This window comes from Candidatus Accumulibacter vicinus, assembly GCF_000584955.1.
In the GTDB taxonomy this organism is placed as follows: domain Bacteria; phylum Pseudomonadota; class Gammaproteobacteria; order Burkholderiales; family Rhodocyclaceae; genus Accumulibacter; species Accumulibacter vicinus.
In genome coordinates, this window is record NZ_JDSS02000031.1 from 85976 (window position 1) to 107172 (window position 21197).

Sequence of the window (21197 nt, forward strand, 5' to 3'; positions counted from 1 at the left end):
ACTTCCCGATTCAGCCGCTGGTCACCATCGAGCCGGACGAAAAAGGCTCACACTATGTCCTGTCGATCGCTGCGGCCGACCGCCCGGGACTGCTGTACACGATCGCCATGACGCTGGCCGCGCATTGTGCTAACCTCCATACGGCAAAAATCTCGACGCTCGGCGAGCGCGTCGAAGATACCTTCCTGATCAGCGGCGGAGGCCTCGGTGAGGCAGCCAACCGTATCAGGCTGGAAACGGAATTGCTGGAGCGTCTGAAACTCTGATCGGGTCGCCATCGGTGCGAGGCGATGATCAGGACCGAGGAACCCGGTAGCACCGGCCAGACGGGAACAACAGCAGATCCTGCAAGCTGTCGGTTTTTTTTACACTGGAATCTCGATGAAGCTTGAGAGAACCCGGTAATAAAATACAGTTCCATAATTTAAAACATGTTTTTCTTCAAGTATGAATATTGGCACATAACTTGCTATCGTCTCTGGTAAGGCGTGTTCGGCGACGAACGTTCAGTGGCGCGACGGCATTTATTCTGCTTCTATGACACGTAACGTGATGCAGTCCGCAAACGTTCCGCGCCACGAAAGCTAGAATATATTGCTCAGGCAGAAATCGATCTCAAGGAAAACACATGTCAACGACTCCATCAGAACGAACCCAGCAGCGCCGCCGTCTGCTGAAGGCGACCGCAGCAGCGCCGGCCATCTTTACGCTGAATGCCGGTGCTGCGCCTGTGCTTAATCCTCCTCCTGCTTTCAGCAGCACCCATTGCATTGCCAATAGCCAGACTCTGCCTCCCCCGCCCGATGTAACCGCCGGTCCGGACACCTGGGTACGCACAAAGGTCACAACGGTAGATCCGGGTACTGGCCAGCCGGTGGTAACGTACCAGCTGGCCAATGGGGGTCACGGGCCTGTCTATGGTGGAACGTGCTGGAATTCGTTCTATCAGATTACGCAGGGTACGCCGGGGTCGGCGGATGGCGACAATGTCCTGATTCCCTGAGCTCCCTAGCCATAACCCGTGCTGAACAAGGCGGGAGCAGCCTGCTTGACCGAAATTTCGTACCGCAGACTGGGAGACGGCGGCGCCGTCTTTGATTCGGCGAGCTGGCAGACCCATATTCTGACTCCTGCGGCAGCGATCATTTTTGAAGCCCTCGCTGAAATCAATGAGGGCAGGCCGGTGCCGCAAGCTCAAGCCCGCGATTTTCTCCGCGATGAGCTGGATGTGGATATCGACACACTCGAAATGAAAGAAGTGTTGCGTTCTTTTGAGGAGATGGGCATCCTTGGCGGATGATCGCCGCCTGCCCGAGAATTCGAGACCTGCCGCCAAGCCTGCTGGCACAGCGTTTTTCAGAGGCATCGGTGACGCTCGATTATGGCGCTGCATTGGTCCGTGTCCGGACCGTCCTCAAGCCTTTCGTGCGAGATTTTCAGCGAGTCTACGGGGCATTTTTCCTGGCTGAAGAAGCCGGTTTTGCGGATTTTCACACCGAGGTTTGTTCCGGAAAGGGCTTGCGGGCAATCTTTGGGCCGCAATCCCGTTTCCTGATCGACGGCATTCAGCCATTCGATCCCTTTCCCAGAGAGCAGGCGCTTCCCCACTTCGAATGGGGCGTCAACTGGTGTTTCGGAAAGCGCTTCAACCAGCATGTCCTGTTGCACTCCGGTGTCCTGGCGCTTGGTGATCGGGGCGTGATCATGGCTGCACCGCCTGGCTCCGGCAAGAGTACGCTGACGGCGGCCATGATGCTGCGCGGGTTTCGCCTGCTGTCCGACGAGTTTGGCGTACTCTGCCCACACACCGGTCAGCTATGGCCAATGCTCAAGCCGGTGGCGCTCAAGAATCGCTCGATCGAGGTCATCCGCGCCTACACCGACCAAGCGATCCTTGGCCCCGTCTACGGCGGAACCCGCAAGGGAGACGTGGCCCACCTGGCCCCCGATGAGGCCAGCGTCGATGCCAGGAGACTTCCTGCCCGCCCGCATCTGGTACTTTTTCCCCTTTTTCGGGAAGGCGCCGCACTGACGACCCGTCGGCTGCCCAGCGAGGAAGCTTTTGCCCGCCTGGCCTTCAACAGCTTCAACTACGATCTGCTCGGGCGGACCTCCTTCAACGCCGTGGCCGATGTCATCGACGCTTGTTCGGCTTTCGAACTTGAATACAGCCGGCTGGACGAGGCCATCGAATGCCTGCGTGCAATGCTTTCGGAATCGACCGTAGCAGCGGCAGCGGCAGCGGCAGCGGCATGATCAGCCTGGGAGGAGCCGATCCCTGCATGCATGGCCTGCTGGCCTTGCTGATCGACCCCCGGCAGGTAGGCAGCGTTGGTCTCGCCGATTGGGACAAGATCATTCGTCTCGCTCGGCAGTCCAGGCTGCTGGGCGTCCTCTCGTACCGAATTCAGTCGCACCCTGAACTATTGCCGCAGGTGCCGGGGTGCGTGCTGGGTCATCTGCGTTCGGCGGCAGCCTATTCGGCACATCGCACCCAGGTGCTGCGCGTCGAGCTGGCGGCTCTGGCCAAAGCACTGCCGGCCGAGATCCCGGTGGTCGTTCTCAAAGGCGCAGCCTACATCTTGCAGGATCTGGAAAACGCGCGCGGCCGCCTGCCGGGTGATGTCGACCTGATGGTGGCCTACAACGATCTCAAGCAAGCCGAGGCCGCGCTGCTCGGTGCCGGCTGGGCAGCAGAAGAAATCAATGACTACGACCAGCGCTACTACCGCGAATGGAGCCACGAACTGCCCCCGATGCGCCGTCCTGGAAGTTCGGTGGAACTCGACCTGCACCACACGATCACGCCGGTGACAGCCCGTCTCAAGCCGGACACGACCCTGCTTTTCGCCGACCTTCAAGCAGTGGAGGGAAAACGATTCCTGGTCCTGCATCCGCAGGATCAGATCCTGCACGCAGCCGTCCATCTTTTCCAGGACTCCGAACTGTTCGCCAATCTGCGCGACCTGGTCGATATCGACAGCCTGATCCGCACCCATCTGAACTCGGAAAGCGACTGGCAGGCGCTCGCTGTGCGCGCTGCACGCCACCATCTCGAGCGACCCCTGTGGTATGCCCTGCGCTATTGCCGAGCGTGGCTCGCCACCCCGGTGCCTGATGCGCTGCCATTGGCCGCGCCACCAGCAGCAGCCATCTGGTGGATGGACTGGGTCTTTCCCCGTTGCACGCTGCCGAGAATTCCGGACCGACCGCCCCCCTTCTCGCGGCGGGTTGCTGCGCAACTTGGCCTGCTCCGCCACCAGTGGCTGCGCCTGCCGCCTGCCCTGTTGCTCCGCCACCTGGCCCACAAAGGCCTGCAGTCCCTACGGCCACGCCCTGCGGTGCAGCACAAGGCCGAATGACAGGCAGGCTGCTCAGGCAGGCTCGGCATAAAGATCGTGCTCGTCGGCATCGACCACCCGCACCCGCAGAAAATCACCCGGTTCGGCGTCGAAATGATCATTGACGAACACCAGGCCATCGATTTCCGGCGCATCCGCGGCCGAGCGAGCGATCGTTCCCTGATCGTCCACTTCATCGACCAGAACGTCGATTTCACGCCCGATCTTCGCCGCCAGCAACTCTGCGGAAATATCTTCCTGCAACTCCATCAGACGGCGCCGGCGCTCATCGCGAAGCTCCTCCGGCAGCGCGCCCGGCAAGGCATTGGCTGCCGCGCCGGCAACCGGCGAATAGGCGAAACAGCCGACGCGATCGAGCCGCGCTGCCGCGATGAAGGCCAGCAATTCTTCGAACTCGGCTTCACTCTCCCCCGGGAAGCCGGTGATGAAGGTGCTGCGCACCGTGATCTCGGGGCAGACGGCCCGCCACGCCTGGATCCGTTCGAGATTGTTCTCGGCACTCGCCGGACGCTTCATGGCCTTCAGAATGCGCGGGCTGGCGTGCTGGAAAGGCACATCGAGATACGGCAGCAGCTTGCCCGCAGCCATCAGCGGCAGCAGCGCGTCGACGCTCGGATAAGGATATACGTAGTGCAGGCGCACCCAGATCCCCAGCTCTGCCAGCGCTTCGCAGAGTTCCTGCAACCGGGTCCGCAGCGGACGGCCACCGACAAAGCCGGTTCGGTACTTCACATCGACACCGTAGGCGCTGGTGTCCTGCGAAATGACGAGCAGTTCGCGCACGCCAGCCTCGGCCAGCGTTCTGGCTTCCTGCAGCACCTCACCGATCGGTCTGCTGACCAGGGGGCCGCGCATCGAGGGGATGATGCAGAAGGTGCAACTGTGATTACAGCCCTCGGAAATCTTCAGGTAGGCAAAATGCGACGGCGTCAGCTTGATGCCCTGTGGCGGGACCAGACTGGTGAACGGGTCGTGTGGTTGCGGCAAGTGGGCGTGCACCTGCTGCAGCACCTCGTCGGTGGCGTGCGGACCGGTCACCGCCAGCACCTGCGGGTGCGCCTTGCGGATCACCTCTTTCCTGCTCCCCAGGCAGCCGGTGACGATCACCTTGCCGTTCGCGGTCAGCGCCTCGCCGATGGCATCGAGCGACTCCTCGACCGCGGCATCGATGAAACCACAGGTATTGACGACGACCAGATCGGCGCCTTCATAGGAAGGCGAAATCAGATAGCCCTCGGCGCGCAACCGGGTGAGAATCTGTTCCGAGTCGACGAGCGCCTTCGGGCACCCGAGAGAAACCACACCTATACTTTTCGGTCTGGACATGAAGCGCAACCTGAATGAAAGGCTGCGAGTATACAGCCAGCTCCGTTTTCATGTGCCGGCCCGGTCGCCATAGGGAGCAGCGTGGACGCTGGACGGTTCCCTCCTGGTTCGTTTTCCGGGCGGCTCCGGGTGCGCATGAAAAGGTTGCCTGAACCCGTATAATGGCGCCTTCACTCCCACAGGCTCAATCGTGTCCGACCGTCTTGCCGTACTGTCCCAATACTTTCTGCCCAAACAAGCCCTGAGCACCATCGCCGGCAAGCTCGCCGAGAGCGAGGCCGGCAGCCTGACGACCCGTGTCATCCGCTGGTTCGTTCAGCGCTACGGCGTCGACCTGAGCGAGGCCGTCGATGCCGATCCGATCAGCTACAGGAGCTTCAACGAGTTCTTTACCCGACCGCTGCGTGCCGGTGCTCGGCCGCTTGCCGACGCCGCTTTTCTCTGTCCGGTCGATGGTGCGATCAGTCAGTTTGGCGCCATCGAACACGACCAGATTTTTCAGGCCAAAGGCCATCGCTATTCGACCGTCGCCCTCGTCGGCGGCGACCGCCCACTCGCCGCCCGCTTCGAGAACGGCGCTTTCGCCACCCTCTACCTCAGTCCGCGCGACTATCACCGAATTCACATGCCGGTTGACGGCCGCCTGACGCGAATGATCCATGTTCCTGGCGCGCTATTCTCGGTCAATCCGGCGACCGCACGTGGCGTACCGGGATTGTTCGCCCGCAACGAGCGGGTCGTTTGCGTCTTCGAGGCCGGGTTTGGCCCCTTCGTCCTGATCCTGGTCGGCGCGACCATCGTCGGCAGCATGGCCACCGTCTGGCACGGCACCGTCAACCCACCGCGTGTCCGCGAAATTCGTGAATGGCGCTACGACGATCAGCAGATCGTCCTCAAGAAAGGCGATGAAATGGGCCGCTTCCTGCTCGGCTCGACGGTGGTCGTACTCTTCCCGAAAGACACGCTCCGCTTCAATCCGGCCTGGGCGCCCGCTCGCCCGATCCGCATGGGCGAGATGATGGCGACTCCTGCCGAACGATCTCGGCGTACACCCGAGGGGACAGGCGACAATTCCGGTAGAACCTGATGATCCGGGCAATTCCCCGGCAGATCAGCGTTGGCAGCGCGGCAATGTTCGAAGCAAACGCATGAGGAACTACTTCCCGGTTTTCGAACTTATACTTATTGGCTTTTTTTGCGCGAGGCGGCAGTGGATTCAAACGGTCTGACAGTTTCTTCACGAGCGTCCGTGATGCCGGCGATCGCTTCGGGAACCCCCACCCACCTGGCGCGCGCCTGGCTGTGGCTGGGGGTGATGGCGCTGATCGGTTCGGGTCTGCTGGCGGTACTGCTGGTGCTCTCACGGACACCGGGGATTCAGGATGTCTTTCCGCTCAAGGATCTGTTCCGGGCCGCGCTGGTGGTGCATGTCGACCTGTCGGTAGCCGTCTGGTTCATGGCCTTTGCCGCGGTGATCTGGAGCGCCGTCGGCAGCGCCAGCTTGACGTGGCTCGGCTGGAGCGGTTTCGGCCTGGCGGCGCTGGGAACGGCGCTGATGACCGTTTCACCGTTCTTTCCCGGCGCCGAACCGATGCTCAACAACTATATCCCAGTACTCAAGCAACCCCTCTTTTTTACCTCGATCTGGATCTTCGCTGCCGGCTTGAGCCTGACCGTGCTGCGCGCCCTGGTCACCACCTGGCCGCAGCGCCCGCTTGCCGAGCCGCTGCTCCTCGGCGCTTTTCTCGGTGCCGTCGCGGCCTTGCTGGCGCTGGGCGCCTTCTACATATCCTGGGCACTGGTACCCTGGGTCGAGGGAATGATTTATTACGAAGTGTTGTTCTGGGGCGGCGGACACGCTCTGCAGTTCCAGCATGCACTGCTGATGGTGGTCGCCTGGCTGTGGATCGCAGCGCAACTCGGCCGTCCGTTGCCGGTTTCGGCACGCGCGCTGTCGGTGCTTTTCCTGGTCGCAGCACTGCCGCTGCTCGCCGTACCGGCAATCTATCTGTGGGTGCCGGTCGGCTCGCTGCCGCACATGGAGCTGTTCGCCAAACTGATGCTCTGGGGCCACCCCTACATGGGGCCGCTGATCTTGCTCGGCGCCTTGTCGCTGTGGCGCTTGCGCGGCCTGCCGACGAATCCCGACAGCCCCGCCAGATCCGCCCTGCTGGCTTCCTTCATCCTGTTTGCGCTCGGGGGAGTGCTCGGTTATCTGATTGAAGGGGTAAACGTCGTCATTCCGGCGCATTACCACGGATCGACGGTCGGCGTGACGCTGGCCTTCATGGGACTCGCCTACGTGCTGCTGCCGAAGCTCGGCTTCGACCGCGCAGCGGGCCGCATGGCGGTCTGGCAACCCCACGTTTATGGCGCCGGGCAGTTGTTGCACGTGCTCGGTCTGGCGTGGTCGGGGGGTTATGGCGTGCAGCGCAAGGTGGCCGGTGCCGATCAGTTGCTGACCACCCTGCCGCAGAAGATCGGCATGGGCATGATGGGCCTCGGCGGCCTGATCGCGGTCATCGGGGGGCTGATGTTCGTTCTCGTCTGTCTCAAGGCGATGTCGCGGCGCAGCGGACGATGAAACCAGCACTGGGGCTGGCAGTAACGGCCGGAGTGGCGACGCTGGCGACGATTGGCTGGCTGGGTTATCGCCTGATCGAGCAGAACCGTTTGCCGGGCAATGGCATTCCCTCCGGCTTGATCTCGTCACCACAACAACTGTCACCGGCGCAGGAGCAGGCGCAGGCCGACGCGATCATGGGGCTGACGCTGCCCGATCTCGACGGGCGGCCGCAGGCGATTGCGCAATGGCGTGACAAGGTGCTGGTAGTCAATTACTGGGCCAGCTGGTGCGCCCCTTGCGTCGAGGAAATACCGGCCTTCTCACGCCTGCAGCGCCAGTATGCGGCACAAGGCGTACAGTTTGTCGGCATCGGTATCGACCATCCGGAAAACATGCAGGCCTTCGTCAAGGCCACGCCGGTCGCCTATCCGCTACTGGTCGCCGATCCGGCCGCCAGCCAGATGCCTGGCCTGCAGATCAAGGGCCTGCCCTACACACTGGTGATTGGCCCTGACGGCCGGGTGCAGGGTAGCCGCCTGGGTCGGCTCGACGAATCCCGCCTGAACTCGATCCTGCAGCGCCTCGCCTCGCCGCGGTAAGGGCAAGGCCCTGACCTAGGTCAACAGCTTCCAAGCTACACCTTGAAGCGGCGGACCTGATCGGTGAGCGTGGCGGCAAGCTGGTTGAGCCGTTGCACCGACGCCTTGGCATCAGCAAGCGCAGCGCAGCTTTCGTCGCTCATGCGGGCAATCTTATCGACGTGTTGGGCGATTTCGCCACTGGCCGAACGTTGTTCGTTAACCGCTTCCGTGATTCCGGAGACGCCGCTTGATGCGGTGCTCACAGTCTGGCTCGCCTGATCCAGACGCGTGCTCACTTGCTTGAGATTCTCCAATCCGGTTTGCAAAGCCGTCTGGCCCTTCCTGACATCACCATCGACGGTTTCCGATTGCAGGCCCAGATGGGCGGTGACCTTGTCGATTTCCTGCGCCGACCTGGTCGACTTTTCCGCCAGCTTACGGACCTCGTCGGCGACGACGGCAAAACCCCGCCCGCTCTCTCCCGCTCGCGCGGCCTCGATGGCCGCGTTCAAGGCCAGGAGGTTGGTCTGGTCGGCGATCTCCTTGACCTCGTGCGTGAGTGCCGTGATCGAGGCGACACTTTCGACAAAACCGTGCACCGTTTGAGTGATTCGCTGCACCGCCGTGCCCACTTCGTGGAGTTCGCTGACGACGGCCTTGAGTTCGCTGTTGCCACGATTGGTCTCCTCGAGGCTGTGCTGCGCCTGGTCGCGAACCGCGGCCGCGCTGTCGGATACCGATGCGATGCTGACGGCCATTTGTTCAACGGCCGCCGCCGTGCTGGACGCCGCCCCGTTCTGTGCGTTGATGCTCTGGTTCACGGTTTCGGTAACGCCCGCCAGTTGTTGAGCCGCCGACGAGACCTCGTTCGCCGTTTCCGCCGTTCGCTTCACCATCCCCTGCAACGAGTCGAGGAAGGTGTTGAAAGTCGTGCCGACGCGACCGACTTCGTCTCTTCCGGCAACCGAAATCCGCGCCGTAAGGTCGCCGTTGCCGGACGCCAGTTCGGCCAGCGAGCGGGTCAGCCGGGCAAGCGGTCGCGTCACGAGGTTGCGGATAACGAAAAACAGCGCGATGTTGAGCCCAATCAAAACGCCCACGGCGCCGACGCTGACCCAGAAAACCAGCGTGCGGGACAGGCCCATGAATTCCTCGGTATAGGAACCCGCCGCGACGATCCAGTGCCACGGGGCGTAGGACTCGTACACGGCGATCTTCTCTCGGGGCGCGGATTCGTTCGCTTCCTTGTTGAGCCACTGGTAGCGCAACAGGCCGTTCTTGTTTTCGAGCATGTCGCGAAAGATCGCCTGGCCATCGGCAGACCGGGTGTCGAAGACGTTCTTCTTCTCGAGAGCCGGATGGATGACGAAGCTTCCCAGGTTGTTTCCAGGCTGGCTATCGACGACGTAGACGTAACCGGTACTGCCGATCTTGACCTTCTTGAGTCGTTCCTTGAGAGCGGCATAACCGTCGTTGAAATCGACCGCGATGGCCATACAACCGATGACTTCGCCGGAAACGCTCTTGACCGGCCAATAGTGCGCCATCCACTCCTTGCCGAAAAGCGTGGCCCGTCCAGTCCAGTCCTGCCCGGCCAACAACCTGCCGGTCGCCGGGTGGCTGGCTGCCAGCGTGCTGCCGACCGCGCGTTCGCCTTGCTCGTTCTTGATCGACGTGGCGACGCGAATGAATTCGCCGCCCTTGAGAACAAAGACCGATGACACCGCACCGGTCTTGCCCAACAAGCGGTCCGCCGGCGCGTGATCACCGTTCACGACCCGTTCGCCGCTGCGCAGGACCGGCACGGCTGTGCCCCCGTCTGTGGTCAGCGAAAACGGCCCGTCATACTCGGCGGCGAAGACCCGGCCGATCCTGCGGGCACCTTCTTCAACGCTTTGGTTGAAAGCGGCGATGCCGTCGTTGATCAGCCGGACCTCGCGCTGGAGATGCTCAATTTCTGATGCTTCCAACCCGGTCTTGAGGGCGTGCGCAAATGCGCCCACCGCCAGGACGATGGCCGTCGCCAGAATCGCGGCCACGATGGCCGGCAGTTTCTTGGCAAGGTCGACATCATGAATCCGCATTTCCCCTCCTCCTAGCCTATTGGCGCAGCATGTTCCTTATTCGTCAGACCACACTCTTCGTCGCCAGCGTGGCGTGCAGTTGCAGTCCGAGAGCGGCGACAACTTTCAGGATGGTGGCGAACTCCAGGTTCCCTGCAGGAGAGAGCACCTCGTATCTTAAGAGGTCTTGTCGCCGCCAGCAAGAAGGACTACCAACTCTGCCTCTGTGCGTACGGCGATTGCCTGACAATTGACACTGGATTACACGCACCACTTGACCGATAATGAATCCACTGTGGGTCGTCGCCCGACAGCACCGGCAGGCAATGACTCTCCAGAGTTGATCGTTTCTTTTCCGTTCATCAACACCAGCCACACCCATTTTCGCCCAGCAGGAGCCGCCATGAGGTCTATCCCGTCCCCTTTCATATCCGCAGATCGGACTTGCCGGTGCGCACTTGCCGGACTGGCCAGCGCTGCGCTGCTGCTGACCGCCGCCTGCGAGAAGGAAAAGGCGGCCCCGCCAGCGGCGCCGGTCGTCGAGATCGTCACCGTCTCGCAAAGGGACGTGCCGATCTACCTGGAATGGATCGGCTCACTTGACGGCAATGTCAATGCCGTCATCCGTCCGCAGGTCACCGGCTACCTGATCAGGCAGAACTACCGCGAAGGAGATCTGGTGAAGCAGGGCCAGCCCCTTTTCGAAATCGACCCGCGCACGTTCGAGGCCGCCGTCGAAGAAGCGAAGGGACTGCGTGCCCAGCAGGCGGCGCGTTATGAAACGACGCGGGCAAACCTGGCGCGCATCAAGCCCCTGGCGGCGATGAACGCCGTCAGCCAGAAGGATCTCGATGACGCCACCGGTGCCGACCTCTCGGCCAAGGCATCGCTTGAAGCCGCCGAGGCATCACTCAAGACGGCCAGGCTGAACCTCGGTTTCACCCGCATCACCTCGCCGGTCACCGGCATTGCCGGCATCGCCAAGGCCCAGATCGGCGACCTCCTCAGCCCGAGCATGCCGACCGAACTGACGACGGTGTCGACCGTCGATCCGATCAAGGTCTACTTCAACATCAGCGAACGCGAATACCTCAAGGTCGCAGCCGCTGCAGCCGCTTCCGGCAAGAAGACCGAGCATGTCCCCCTGCAGCTCATCCTGGTGGATGGGTCGATCTACCCGCATCAGGGCAAGGTCGCAGTGCTCAACCGGCAGGTCGATCCAACGACGGGAACCTTCAAGGTCGCAGCCCTGTTTGCCAATCCGGACAACCTGCTTCGTCCTGGCCAGTACGGCAAGATCCGCGCCACGATGTCGGTGAACAAGGACGCGCTGCTGGTTCCCCAGCGGGCCGTCACCGAAATGCAGGGCAAGTACCTGGTGGCGGTCGTCGGCGCCGACAACAAGGCCGATATCCGGCCAGTGACGGTTGGTGAACGGATTGCTTCGGAGTGGATCATCAGCCAGGGCCTGCAGCCAGGCGACCAGGTCATCGCCGAAGGCACCCAGAAAGTCAGGCCGGGAATGACCGTGAATCCGAAGCCCTTCAAGCCCGCCGAGAAACCGGCGGCCCCTGCGCCAGCCGCCAAGGATTGAGCGACCATGTCCAAATTCTTCATCAACCGGCCGATCGTCGCCATGGTCATTTCGATCCTGATGACCATCGTTGGCCTGGTCGCCATGGCGGGCCTGCCGATCGCGCAGTTTCCGAACATCGTGCCGCCGGAAATCAAGGTCAATAGCACTTACACCGGCGCCGACGCGCTGACCGTCGAACAGGCCGTCGCCACCCCGATCGAGCAGCAGATGTCGGGCGTCGACAACATGAACTACATGTTTTCGATCAACGCCAACAACGGTCAGTCGACGCTGACGGTGAACTTCGACATTGCGACGGACGCCAACACCGACCAGTTGCTGGCGCAGATGCGCCAAGGGCAGGCCGAGTCACAACTGCCATCGGACGTCCGCAACTACGGCGTGACGGTACAGAAGTCGACCTCTTCGCCACTGATCATGTTCGCTCTGTATTCGCCCAACGGCACGTACGACAACATTTTCCTGGCCAATTACGCGTACATCAACATCAATGACCAGATGACGCGGGTCAAGGGAATCGCCAGCGTGACGATCTTCGGCGCCGGCCAGTACGCGATGCGCCTGTGGGTGCGGCCCGATGTCCTGGCCAAGCTGAACATCACGATTCCGGAGATCGTCAACGCGATCAACGCCCAGAATACGGTCAATCCGGCGGGAACAATCGGCGCCGAGCCGGTACCGGCAGGTCAGGAGTTTACCTACGCGGTGCGCGCGCAGGGGCGGCTACAAAGCGAGGAGGAATTCGCCAATGTCGTCCTGCGTGCCAACGTCGATGGATCGATCGTCCGCGTCGGTGATGTCGCCCGCATCGAACTTGGCGCCCAGACCTACAACATGCAGGGGCGGCTCAACGGCAAGCCCGCCGCCCTGGTGGCGCTCTATCAGATGCCGGGTGCCAATGCCCTCGATGCGGCCGACGGCGCCAAGAAGCTGATGGCAAAAATCAAGGAGGGTTTTCCGCCCGACCTCGACTACGTCGTCGCTCTCGATACCACCTTGTCGGTCACCGAAGGCATCAAGGAGATCCAGCACACGCTGCTCGAAGCGCTGGTGCTGGTGATGATCGTCGTCTTCGTCTTTCTGCAGGGCTGGCGCGCGACGCTGATCCCGCTGCTCGCCGTACCGGTGTCGCTGGTCGGCACCTTCATGCTCTTCCCGATGTTCGGCTTCTCGATCAACACCCTCTCGCTGTTCGGCCTGGTTCTGGCGATCGGCCTGGTTGTGGACGACGCCATCGTCGTCGTCGAGGCAGTCGAGCACCACATCGAGCATGGGCTGTCGGCCAAGGAAGCGACGCTCAAGGCAATGGACGAAGTCACCGGGCCGGTGATCGCCATCGCCGTCATCCTCGCTGCGGTTTTCGTGCCCACGGCCTTCATTCCCGGCATCACCGGCCAGCTCTACCAGCAGTTCGCGGTGACCATCGCCATTTCGGTGATCATCTCGGCGTTCAACGCACTGACCTTGAGTCCCGCCCTCTGCGCGCTGCTGCTCAGGCCGAAAGTCAAGGGCAGCGGTCCGTTGCAGAAATTCTACGACTGGTTCAACGGCGTCTTCGGAAAACTTACCGGCGGCTACGTGGGAACCTGCCGGATCGCAATCCGCAAGAGTGCGATCAGTCTGCTGTTTCTGGTCGGCATGGCCGTTGCCGCCGGTTTTTTCGGGAAAGTGGTTCCCGCCGGTTTCCTTCCGGATGAAGACCAGGGCTACGTGTACGCCGGGGTACAGCTCCCCGATGGGGCTTCCTTGCAGCGTACCGCAGAAATCGCCCGCCAGGCAGAAGACCTGATCATGAAGGTGCCGGGGGTCAAATACACGACCACGGTGATCGGCTACAGCATGCTGAGCCAGGTACAGAATACCTACAGCGCATTCTTCTTCGTCACCCTGGAAGACTGGGCCAAGCGCAAGAAGCCGGAGGAACAGTACGCCGCGATCAAGGCCGAACTGACCAGGCACCTTGGCGGCATCAGCGGTGCCATCGGTTTCGCGTTTCCGCCACCGGCGATCCCGGGCGTCGGTGTTTCAGGGGGGGCGACCTTCATTCTCGAAGACCGTGCCGGCAAGGACATCGCCTTCCTCGCCGAGAATACCGGCAAGTTCATCGAGGCCGCCAGAAAGCGCCCGGAGTTGGCTGGCGTCACGACCACCTTCCGGCCGACCGTGCCGCAATTGTTCATTGACGTCGATCGCGACAAGGTGCTCAAGCAGGGAGTCAACATCAGCGACGTGTACAAGACCCTGCAGAGTTTCCTCGGCAGCGGCTTCATCAATTACTTCAACCGCTTTGGACGCCAGTGGCAGGTCTACGTCCAGGCCGAGGGCGAATACCGCACCAATATCGAGAATATCGGCCAGTTCTACGTGCGCAACAAGGACGGCCAGCCGGTGCCGCTGTCGGCGCTGATCTCGATCCGCAACATCGCCGGCCCGGAATTCACGATGCGCTACAACCTCTATCGGAGCGCCCAGATCAATGCTTCGGCCGCGCCCGGCTACAGTTCGGCGCAGGTGATGCGCGCGCTCGAGGAAGTCTTCGCCGAGACCATGCCGGGTGAAATGGGCTACGACTACCTCGGCATGTCGTACCAGGAGCAGAAGGCACAGCAGGGGGTCTCGCCGATGGTCATCTTCGCCTTCTCGCTGCTCTGCGTCTTCCTGATCCTGGCGGCACAGTACGAGAGCTGGTCCCTACCGTTCTCGGTACTGCTGGGTACCCCGATCGCCGTCGCCGGCGCCTTCGCGGCATTGTTGCTGCGCGGGCAGGAAAACAACGTCTATGCGCAGATCGGTCTGGTGATGCTGATCGGCCTCGCCGCCAAGAATGCGATCCTGATCGTCGAGTTTGCCAAGATGGAATACGAAAAGGGAGAGCTGTCGCTCGCCGAAGCCACCCTCAAGGGCGCGCAACTGCGCCTGCGACCGATCCTGATGACTTCCTTCGCCTTCATTCTCGGTTGCGTGCCATTGGCGATCGCCAGCGGCGCCGGCGCCATTTCGCGTCAGGTGATGGGCAGCACGGTCATTGGCGGCATGCTGGCGGCGACCGGTCTCGCCATCTTCATCATCCCGGTGACCTTCTACGTCGTCGAGAAACTCGGCCACAAGGGGGAAACCGGGGTCTCTCACGCCGGGAGTGGAGAAGCCGCCCCGCACGCGGTTGCAGACCAGCCAGACGGCGCCGGAAAGGAGGGTCAGGGCCATGCGTAAGCCCATCGTGATTGCCCTGCTGGCGCTGTCTGCCAGTGGCTGCATGGTCGGACCCGACTATCTGCGCCCGACCGTAGACACCCCCGCCGCCTGGCGCCTGAGCGATCAGACGGCGCTTGATCTGGCCAATACCGCTTGGTGGGAACAGTTCGGCGACCCGGTGCTCAATGATCTGGTCGGCACGGCCCTGCGTGAAAACAAGGACCTGCTGATTGCCAGCGCGCGCATCGACGAGTTCGCCGGCCGCTACGGCGTCGTTCGTGCGCCGCTGTTCCCGCAGCTCGGCGCCAGCTACGAAGCCAGTCGGCAGAGGAGTTCGATCTCGGCCCTGGACAGCGGCAGCAGCACCTACAACAGCTACCAGGCGGTATTCACGGCCAGTTGGGAAATCGACATCTGGGGCCGTATCCGTCGCCAGAGCGAAGCCGCGCGGGCACAGCTCCTGGCCAGCGAGGACGGACGACGCGCCGTCATCCTCTCGCTGGTCGGCAGTGTGGCCAGCGCCTACGTCAACCTGCGCGACCTCGATCGCCAACTGGAGATCGCCAGGGCGACCGCAAAAAGTCGCGGCGAGTCCTACGAAATTTTCAAGCAGCGCTACGCCGGAGGCGTCATCTCGCTGCTCGAGCTGAGCCAGAACCAGTCCCAGTTCGAGGAAGCCCTGGCCACCATCCCGGTCATCGAAAAGTCGATCGCCCAGCAGGAAAACGGCCTCTGCGTGCTGCTCGGTCGCAACCCCGGACCGATCGCCCGCGGCAGGAACATCGATCAACTGAGCGTGCCGGCCATCCCGGCCGGTCTGCCATCCGATCTGCTCGAGCGCCGCCCCGACCTGCAGCAGGCCGAACAGAACCTGATCGCCGCCAATGCCCTGATTGGCGCTGCCAAAGCGACCTATTTTCCGACGATCTCGCTGACCGGCCTGTTCGGTTATGCCAGCACCAGTCTTGGCAAGCTGTTCGACAGCGAGTCGAAGGTCTGGCAGTACGCCGCCCCGATCAGCCTGCCGATCTTCACCGCCGGGGCCATTGCCGGTCAGGTGCAGGCCGCGGAAGCGCAACAGCAGCAGGCACTGTTCGCGTATCAGAAAGCCATTCAGCAAGCGTTTCGCGAGGTTAATGACGCGCTTGTCGATCAGGACCGGACCGGTGTGCAGTTACAGGCGCAGAAACGCCAGGTAGACGCGCTGCAAGCGTATGCGGGAACGGCCCGGCTGCGCTACGAGAATGGCTACACCAGCTACATCGAGGTCCTCGACGCCGAACGTAGCCTGTTCAATGCCCAGCTACAATACACGCAGACGCAGCAGGCCCGCTTGCAGGCAATGATCAACCTCTACAAGGCGATGGGCGGCGGCTGGGTGGTCGAGGCGGACAGGACGGCCAGCGCAGTGCAAACCGATATCTCGAAAGGAATGTGAAATGGGCAAAAAAGGCAAGTCGGCAAGGAAAAGCCGGGCTGAGCGGGTCGTCCATCCGGACATGCCGTCAAACACGGTGGCCGAAGAAACCCCAGAAACGGCCGAGACCCCGGAAAAACCGGTGAAGAGGATGTCCAACAGGACCTACCTCAAGGAACTCGAAAAGCTCGAGGCCGAACTGGTCCATCTCCAGTCGTGGGTGATCAAGCAGGGCCTCAAGGTGGTGATCGTCTTCGAAGGCCGTGACGGCGCCGGCAAGGGTGGCACGATCAAGGCCATCACCGGCCGCGTCAGCCCGCGCGTCTTCCGGGTCGTCGCCCTGCCGGCGCCGACCGAGCGCGAAAAGAGTCAGATGTACGTGCAGCGCTACCTGCCGCACCTGCCGGCCGCCGGCGAGGTCGTGATCTTCGATCGCAGCTGGTACAACCGCGCCGGTGTCGAACGCGTGATGGGCTTCGCCAGTGAAGAGCAGGTGGAGGCTTTCCTCAAGGGGGCACCGCTGTTCGAAAAGCTGATGACTTCGGGACTCAACAACATCCTCCTGCTCAAGTACTGGCTGGAAGTCGATATGGACGAGCAAACACGCCGCCTCGAAGCGCGTATCACCGATCCGCGCAAGCAATGGAAGCTCTCGCCGATGGACCTCAAGTCCTACAGCCACTGGTACGACTACTCGCGCGCCCGTGACGAGATGTTCAGGGCGACCGATACGGAGTGGGCACCGTGGTTCGTTGCCCGCTCCAACGACAAGAAGCGTGTGCGCCTGAACATCATCAAGCACATCCTGAGCAGCATTCCCTACGAAGTGGTCAAGCAGCCGAAGATCACCCTGCCCAAACGGCAGAAACCGGGCGATTACCAGGAAGTCAAGCTGCCACTCAAGTATGTCCCGGAAGTTTACTGACGCCGACAGGAGATCGCCATGACCGAACCACTCAACGATTCCGATGGCCCAATGCTACAGCCGGTCGGGATTCCTCAACAGCCGCTCGCCGGCCGGAAGGCGCTTGTCATCGGCATCGCCAACAAGGACTCAATCGCCTATGGCTGCGCGCGCGCCTTCCGCGCCTGCGGAGCGGATCTGTCGATTACCTACCTCAACGACAAAACGAAGCGCTACACTGGCGAACTCGCTCAGGCGCTGGGCGTTGACGACGCGCTTTACTTGCCGTGCGACGTGCGCCAGCCGGGCCAGCTCGAGGCAGTTTTCGAGGCCATTGAGCGGAAATGGGGCAAGCTGCACGTCGTTCTGCATTCAATCGCCTTTGCGCCCATGGAAGACCTGCATGGCCGGGTCGTCGACTGCTCGCGGGACGGTTTCCTGATGGCAATGGACATCTCGGTGCACTCGTTGCTGCGCGTTGCGCATCTGGCCGAGCCGCTGCTGGAGAAGGAAGGTGGCACCATTTTCACGATGAGTTACTTCGGTGGCGAGAAGGTCGTCCCGCACTACGGGATCATGGGGCCAGCGAAGGCAGCGCTGGAGTCGGCTGCCCGCTACCTGGCTGCGGAGTTGGGGCCGAAAGGCATCCGCGTCAACGTCATCTCGCCGGGACCGGTCATGACCCGGGCCGCATCAGGAATCGATCGCTTCGACGAACTCCTGGCCAAGACCAAGGAAAAGGCGCCGACCGGGAAACTGGTTACCCCCGATCAGGTGGGCCTGGCGACGGCCGCACTGGCGTGTGATTTTGCCTCGATCGTCACCGGCGAGGTTCTCTATATGGACGGCGGTTACAACATCATGGGTTAATCGTGCGGTAGCGCACTCGCAACGCACACCAGATTTGAACCTTATCAGGGCGGGCCGCGGGCTGCACACTGTGCCTACTCCAAAACCCGAATCGGCTCGCCCCTCTCGCCTCCACCCTCCAGCGCAAAGAGCACACAGATGAGCCCGGAAATCCTCCAGAACCGCTGTTTCGACGACATCCTGGTCGGCGATACGGCGAGTATCCGCCATACGCTGACCTTGCAGGACGTGCAGCTTTTCGCTGCAGTTTCAGGCGAGGTCAGTCCGACCCACCTCGACTCCGAACTGGACAAACAGCTCGGCCCCGGCGATCTGAGCGCGCACAGCATGTGGCTGGGCGCCCAGGTCTCCGGACTGCTCGGTAATCAGCTCCCCGGCCCGGGCACAGTGTACGCCGGGCAGGATCTCGAGTTCCACGCGCCGGTCACCATCGGCGAACAGATCACGCTGAGCATCACGGTGCGTGAGAAGCATGCCGAAACCCGTCGCGTCACTTTTGACTGCCGCTGCGTCAATGCCCGCGGCGAGACGGTGATGACCGGTACTGCCCGCGTCATCGCGCCCAAGGTGAGAATCACCATGGAGCGTCCGGACGCTGCGCAGGTATCGATCCAGAGCCATGATAACCTGGAGAATTTTGTCGGGCGCTGTCGGCAACTGCCGCCGGTGGCCGTCGCGGTGGTGCATCCCTGCGACGAATCTTCTCTTGGCGCCGCCCTCGAGGCCGCCCGCGAGGGCCTGATCGAAGCCATCCTGGTGGGTCCGCTGGCGCGCATCCGTACGCTTGCCGAACAACAGGGTTTCGACCTCGCCGGCCTCCGCCTCGAAGACGTGCCGCACAGCCATGCTGCGGCCTTCCGTGCCGTTGAACTGGTCCGCCTCGGACAGGCCGCAGCATTGATGAAAGGCAGCCTGCATACCGACGAACTGATGGCTGAAGTGGTCAGCCGGGAAACCGGCCTGCGTACCGAACGGCGCATCACGCACGCCTTCCTGATGGACGTGCCGACCTACCACAAGCCATTGATCGTCACCGATGCGGCGATCAACATTTCTCCCGATCTCGACACCAAGCGCGACATCTGCCAGAACGCGATCGATCTGGCGCATGTCCTCTGCGTCGCCCGCCCCAAGGTGGCGATCATCTGCGCGGTCGAAACGATCAATTCCCGGATGGCGTGCACCACCGACGCGGCCTCGCTGTGCAAGATGGCCGACCGCGGCCAGATCTCGGGCGCCATTCTCGATGGCCCGCTGGCACTCGACAACGCCATCAGCAAGGAAGCTGCGCGGATAAAGAAAATCGACTCCCCGGTGGCCGGCGATCCGGACATCCTGGTCGTCCCCGATCTCGCGGCCGGCAACATCCTCGCCAAGCAACTCACCTTCATGAGTCATGCCGACGGCGCCGGCATCGTTCTCGGCGCGCGTGTGCCGATCATCCTGACCAGCCGTGCCGACAACAGGCGGACCAAGCTGGCCTCCTGCGCGATCGCCTGCCTGATGGCCAGCGTGCCGATGGTGGATGGTTTGACGAAGAGCGGAGGCTGAAATGGAACAGGTGATTCTGGTCATCAACGCCGGCTCGTCAAGCCTGAAGTTCTCGGTCTTCGAGCTGCCGGACACGGGTGAGATGCGCGTCAGGGCAGTCGGCCAGGTGGAAGGTCTCGGCACGGCCCCGCGACTGAAAGCGAAAGATGGCAGTGGCCGGAGCATCGCCGATGTGCGCTGGCCAAACAGCGAAATCGCGAACCATGAAGAGGCTCTGCAGGAAATCGCCACGCTCCTGCGTTCACGCTTCGCGGGACAGGTTCTGGCCGGGGTCGGCCACCGCGTGGTGCATGGTGGGCCGGATTATTCGGCACCGCTCCTGATCACGCCAGAGGCGATGGACGCGCTCGCAGCTTTCGTGCCGCTCGCGCCCTTGCACCAGCCGCACAATCTCGCCGCGATCCGTGCGGTGCAGGCCGTGCAGCCGGAGTTGCCACAGGTGGCCTGCTTCGATACCGCCTTTCACCGCACACAGGATAGGGTCGGACAGTTGTATGGTCTGCCCTATGAATACTACGAGCGGGGTATCCGGCGTTACGGTTTTCATGGCTTGTCTTACGAATACATTGCGGCAACCCTGCCGACGATCGCGCCTGAAATCGCCAGCGGGCGGGTCGTGGTGGCGCATCTCGGCAGCGGTGCGAGCATGTGCGCGCTGCTCAACGGTCGCAGTGTCGGCAGTTCGATGGGCTTCACCGCACTCGACGGCCTGATGATGGGTACTCGACCTGGCAACATGGACCCCGGGATCGTCCTCTACCTACTGCAGCAGGAGGGCCTCTCGGCGAGACAGATCGAAGACCTGCTCTACAAGCGCTCCGGCCTGCTCGGTCTGTCCGGCATCGGCAACGACATGCGGGTGTTGCTGGCCAGCGATGCACCGCGCGCCGGCCTGGCGATCGACCACTTCATCTACCGCATCAAGCGCGAACTCGGCGCGCTCGCAGCGGTGCTCGGCGGCCTCGACGCCCTGGTGTTTACCGCCGGTATCGGCGAGAACAGCGCCCGCATCCGGCAGCTCGTCTGTGAGCAGGCACAATGGCTGGGCATCGACCTCGACCGGGCAGCGAATGAACAGGGGAGCACCCGCATCAGCAGCGCCGGCAGCAGGGTATCGGCATGGGTGGTACCGACCAACGAGGAGCTGATGATCGCGCGCCATACCCGCAAGCTCCTCGCCCTGTGATCAACCTTCGCCAGGCAGGCACGGATTGATTTCTGACCTCCCCCTGAACTCAGTCGAGACAAAGGACTCGCATGACCACCTCACTTCCCCGCCATAACGGCATTCTCCTGCATCCCACCTCGCTGCCCGGACCGCATGGCTCGGGCGACCTCGGTTCGGCTGCGTATCATTTCGTCGACTGGCTGGTTGGTGCCGGCCAGTCAGTGTGGCAGGTGCTGCCACTCGGCAGTGTCGGCCCAGGCAACTCGCCGTACATCAGCCCTTCAGCTTTTGCCGGCAATGAACTGCTGATCGATCTGTGCCAGTTGCGCGACGCCGGCTGGCTCAGCGCAACCAGCCTCAATTCGGTTCCCGCTTTTCCTGAAGGACGAGTCGATTACGACGCGGTACGGCGCTTCCGGATTGCCCACCTGCGACGCGCCGCCAAACACTTCTTCAGCCACCAGAGCGTTGGTCAGCGCCTGGCTTTCGAAGGCTTCTGTAACGCTGCGCGCGACTGGCTGGACGACTATGCGCTGTTCATGGCGCTCGACATCACCCATGGCGGTGAGGGCCGGATGTGGCAGGATTGGCCTGCGCCGC

General features: G+C 62.4%; 16 protein-coding genes and 1 pseudogene. 15 read left to right on the forward strand and 2 right to left on the reverse strand.

Going from position 1 to position 21197, the window contains the following annotated elements:
- The 4 genes and pseudogenes from CAPSK01_RS14655 to CAPSK01_RS14670 form a co-directional block, all read left to right on the forward strand.
- Positions 1-266, forward strand: a pseudogene (locus CAPSK01_RS14655) (bifunctional uridylyltransferase/uridylyl-removing protein); the annotation flags it as partial.
- Between the two features lie 782 nt (positions 267-1048).
- Positions 1049-1300, forward strand: a complete 252-nt coding sequence (locus CAPSK01_RS14660) for a hypothetical protein (protein ID WP_273703749.1) — start codon at positions 1049-1051, stop codon at positions 1298-1300.
- Entirely contained in the window at positions 1297-2256 is a 960-nt protein-coding gene (locus CAPSK01_RS14665) for an HprK-related kinase A (RefSeq protein WP_273703750.1), read from the forward strand. The genes CAPSK01_RS14660 and CAPSK01_RS14665 overlap by 4 nt, the downstream gene beginning before the upstream one ends.
- Positions 2193-3362, forward strand: a complete 1170-nt coding sequence (locus tag CAPSK01_RS14670; RefSeq protein WP_273703751.1) for a nucleotidyltransferase family protein — start codon at positions 2193-2195, stop codon at positions 3360-3362. Before CAPSK01_RS14665 ends, CAPSK01_RS14670 begins: the two co-directional genes overlap by 64 nt.
- 12 nt (positions 3363-3374) lie before the next feature.
- On the opposite strand, the gene rimO is transcribed toward CAPSK01_RS14670, so the two are convergent.
- Positions 3375-4688: a 30S ribosomal protein S12 methylthiotransferase RimO gene (rimO, locus tag CAPSK01_RS14675; RefSeq protein WP_034928365.1), complete on the reverse strand. Its 1314-nt coding sequence runs from the start codon at positions 4686-4688 to the stop codon at positions 3375-3377.
- Between the two features lie 190 nt (positions 4689-4878).
- Here rimO and asd point away from each other — a divergent pair, with 190 nt between their 5' ends.
- The 3 genes from asd to CAPSK01_RS14690 all read left to right on the forward strand — a co-directional run bounded on the left by asd (position 4879) and on the right by CAPSK01_RS14690 (position 7853).
- Positions 4879-5775, forward strand: coding sequence for an archaetidylserine decarboxylase (asd, locus tag CAPSK01_RS14680; protein ID WP_273703752.1), 897 nt, complete (start codon positions 4879-4881; stop codon positions 5773-5775).
- Positions 5776-5940: 165 nt separating this feature from the next.
- Positions 5941-7272, forward strand: a complete 1332-nt coding sequence (locus CAPSK01_RS14685) for a cbb3-type cytochrome c oxidase subunit I (RefSeq protein WP_273703753.1) — start codon at positions 5941-5943, stop codon at positions 7270-7272.
- Positions 7269-7853 (forward strand): TlpA disulfide reductase family protein, encoded by a 585-nt coding sequence (locus CAPSK01_RS14690; RefSeq protein ID WP_034928176.1) that lies wholly within the window; start codon positions 7269-7271, stop codon positions 7851-7853. The genes CAPSK01_RS14685 and CAPSK01_RS14690 overlap by 4 nt, the downstream gene beginning before the upstream one ends.
- Before the next feature lie 35 nt (positions 7854-7888).
- On the opposite strand, the gene CAPSK01_RS14695 is transcribed toward CAPSK01_RS14690, so the two are convergent.
- A complete protein-coding gene (locus CAPSK01_RS14695) occupies positions 7889-9919 on the reverse strand; it encodes a methyl-accepting chemotaxis protein (protein WP_034928179.1) in 2031 nt (676 codons plus the stop codon).
- 382 nt (positions 9920-10301) lie between these two features.
- Between CAPSK01_RS14695 and CAPSK01_RS14700 the strand changes: the two genes are divergently transcribed.
- From CAPSK01_RS14700 to CAPSK01_RS23160, 8 genes are all read left to right on the forward strand, one after another.
- Positions 10302-11492, forward strand: a complete 1191-nt coding sequence (locus tag CAPSK01_RS14700; RefSeq protein WP_273703754.1) for an efflux RND transporter periplasmic adaptor subunit — start codon at positions 10302-10304, stop codon at positions 11490-11492.
- A gap of 6 nt (positions 11493-11498) precedes the next feature.
- Complete coding sequence (locus tag CAPSK01_RS14705) at positions 11499-14705, forward strand: multidrug efflux RND transporter permease subunit (protein ID WP_273703755.1); 3207 nt, start codon at positions 11499-11501, stop codon at positions 14703-14705.
- A complete protein-coding gene (locus CAPSK01_RS14710) occupies positions 14698-16125 on the forward strand; it encodes an efflux transporter outer membrane subunit (protein ID WP_034928182.1) in 1428 nt (475 codons plus the stop codon). Before CAPSK01_RS14705 ends, CAPSK01_RS14710 begins: the two co-directional genes overlap by 8 nt.
- Positions 16126-16186: 61 nt before the next feature.
- Positions 16187-17029, forward strand: coding sequence for a polyphosphate kinase 2 (gene ppk2, locus CAPSK01_RS14715; protein ID WP_273703770.1), 843 nt, complete (start codon positions 16187-16189; stop codon positions 17027-17029).
- 51 nt (positions 17030-17080) lie between these two features.
- The gene (gene fabI / locus CAPSK01_RS14720) at positions 17081-17878 is read left to right on the forward strand and encodes an enoyl-ACP reductase FabI (protein ID WP_034928377.1); all 798 of its coding nucleotides are present in this window, start codon (positions 17081-17083) and stop codon (positions 17876-17878) included.
- 138 nt (positions 17879-18016) lie between these two features.
- On the forward strand, positions 18017-19429 hold the full coding sequence (locus tag CAPSK01_RS14725) for a bifunctional enoyl-CoA hydratase/phosphate acetyltransferase (protein WP_034928186.1): 1413 nt from the start codon (positions 18017-18019) through the stop codon (positions 19427-19429).
- Between the two features lies 1 nt (position 19430).
- Positions 19431-20615, forward strand: coding sequence for an acetate kinase (locus tag CAPSK01_RS14730; protein WP_034928189.1), 1185 nt, complete (start codon positions 19431-19433; stop codon positions 20613-20615).
- A 71-nt stretch (positions 20616-20686) separates the two neighbouring features.
- Positions 20687-21197, forward strand: a 511-nt coding sequence (locus CAPSK01_RS23160) for a 4-alpha-glucanotransferase (protein WP_337958588.1), incomplete at its 3' end; no start/stop codon positions are given.

Bases quoted from the DNA above. Each gene is read 5' to 3' on its own strand.
- CAPSK01_RS14670 (WP_273703751.1), top strand. From the start codon at position 2,193: ATGCCTGCGTGCAATGCTTTCGGAATCGACCGTAGCAGCGGCAGCGGC.
- CAPSK01_RS14685 (WP_273703753.1), top strand. From the start codon at position 5,941: ATGCCGGCGATCGCTTCGGGAACCCCCACCCACCTGGCGCGCGCCTGG.
- fabI (WP_034928377.1), top strand. From the start codon at position 17,081: ATGCTACAGCCGGTCGGGATTCCTCAACAGCCGCTCGCCGGCCGGAAG.
- CAPSK01_RS14705 (WP_273703755.1), top strand. From the start codon at position 11,499: ATGTCCAAATTCTTCATCAACCGGCCGATCGTCGCCATGGTCATTTCG.
- CAPSK01_RS14695 (WP_034928179.1), bottom strand. From the start codon at position 9,919: ATGCGGATTCATGATGTCGACCTTGCCAAGAAACTGCCGGCCATCGTG.
- CAPSK01_RS14700 (WP_273703754.1), top strand. From the start codon at position 10,302: ATGAGGTCTATCCCGTCCCCTTTCATATCCGCAGATCGGACTTGCCGG.
- ppk2 (WP_273703770.1), top strand. From the start codon at position 16,187: ATGCCGTCAAACACGGTGGCCGAAGAAACCCCAGAAACGGCCGAGACC.
- CAPSK01_RS14665 (WP_273703750.1), top strand. From the start codon at position 1,297: ATGATCGCCGCCTGCCCGAGAATTCGAGACCTGCCGCCAAGCCTGCTG.
- CAPSK01_RS14710 (WP_034928182.1), top strand. From the start codon at position 14,698: ATGCGTAAGCCCATCGTGATTGCCCTGCTGGCGCTGTCTGCCAGTGGC.
- CAPSK01_RS14690 (WP_034928176.1), top strand. From the start codon at position 7,269: ATGAAACCAGCACTGGGGCTGGCAGTAACGGCCGGAGTGGCGACGCTG.
- rimO (WP_034928365.1), bottom strand. From the start codon at position 4,688: ATGTCCAGACCGAAAAGTATAGGTGTGGTTTCTCTCGGGTGCCCGAAG.
- CAPSK01_RS14730 (WP_034928189.1), top strand. From the start codon at position 19,431: ATGGAACAGGTGATTCTGGTCATCAACGCCGGCTCGTCAAGCCTGAAG.
- CAPSK01_RS14725 (WP_034928186.1), top strand. From the start codon at position 18,017: ATGAGCCCGGAAATCCTCCAGAACCGCTGTTTCGACGACATCCTGGTC.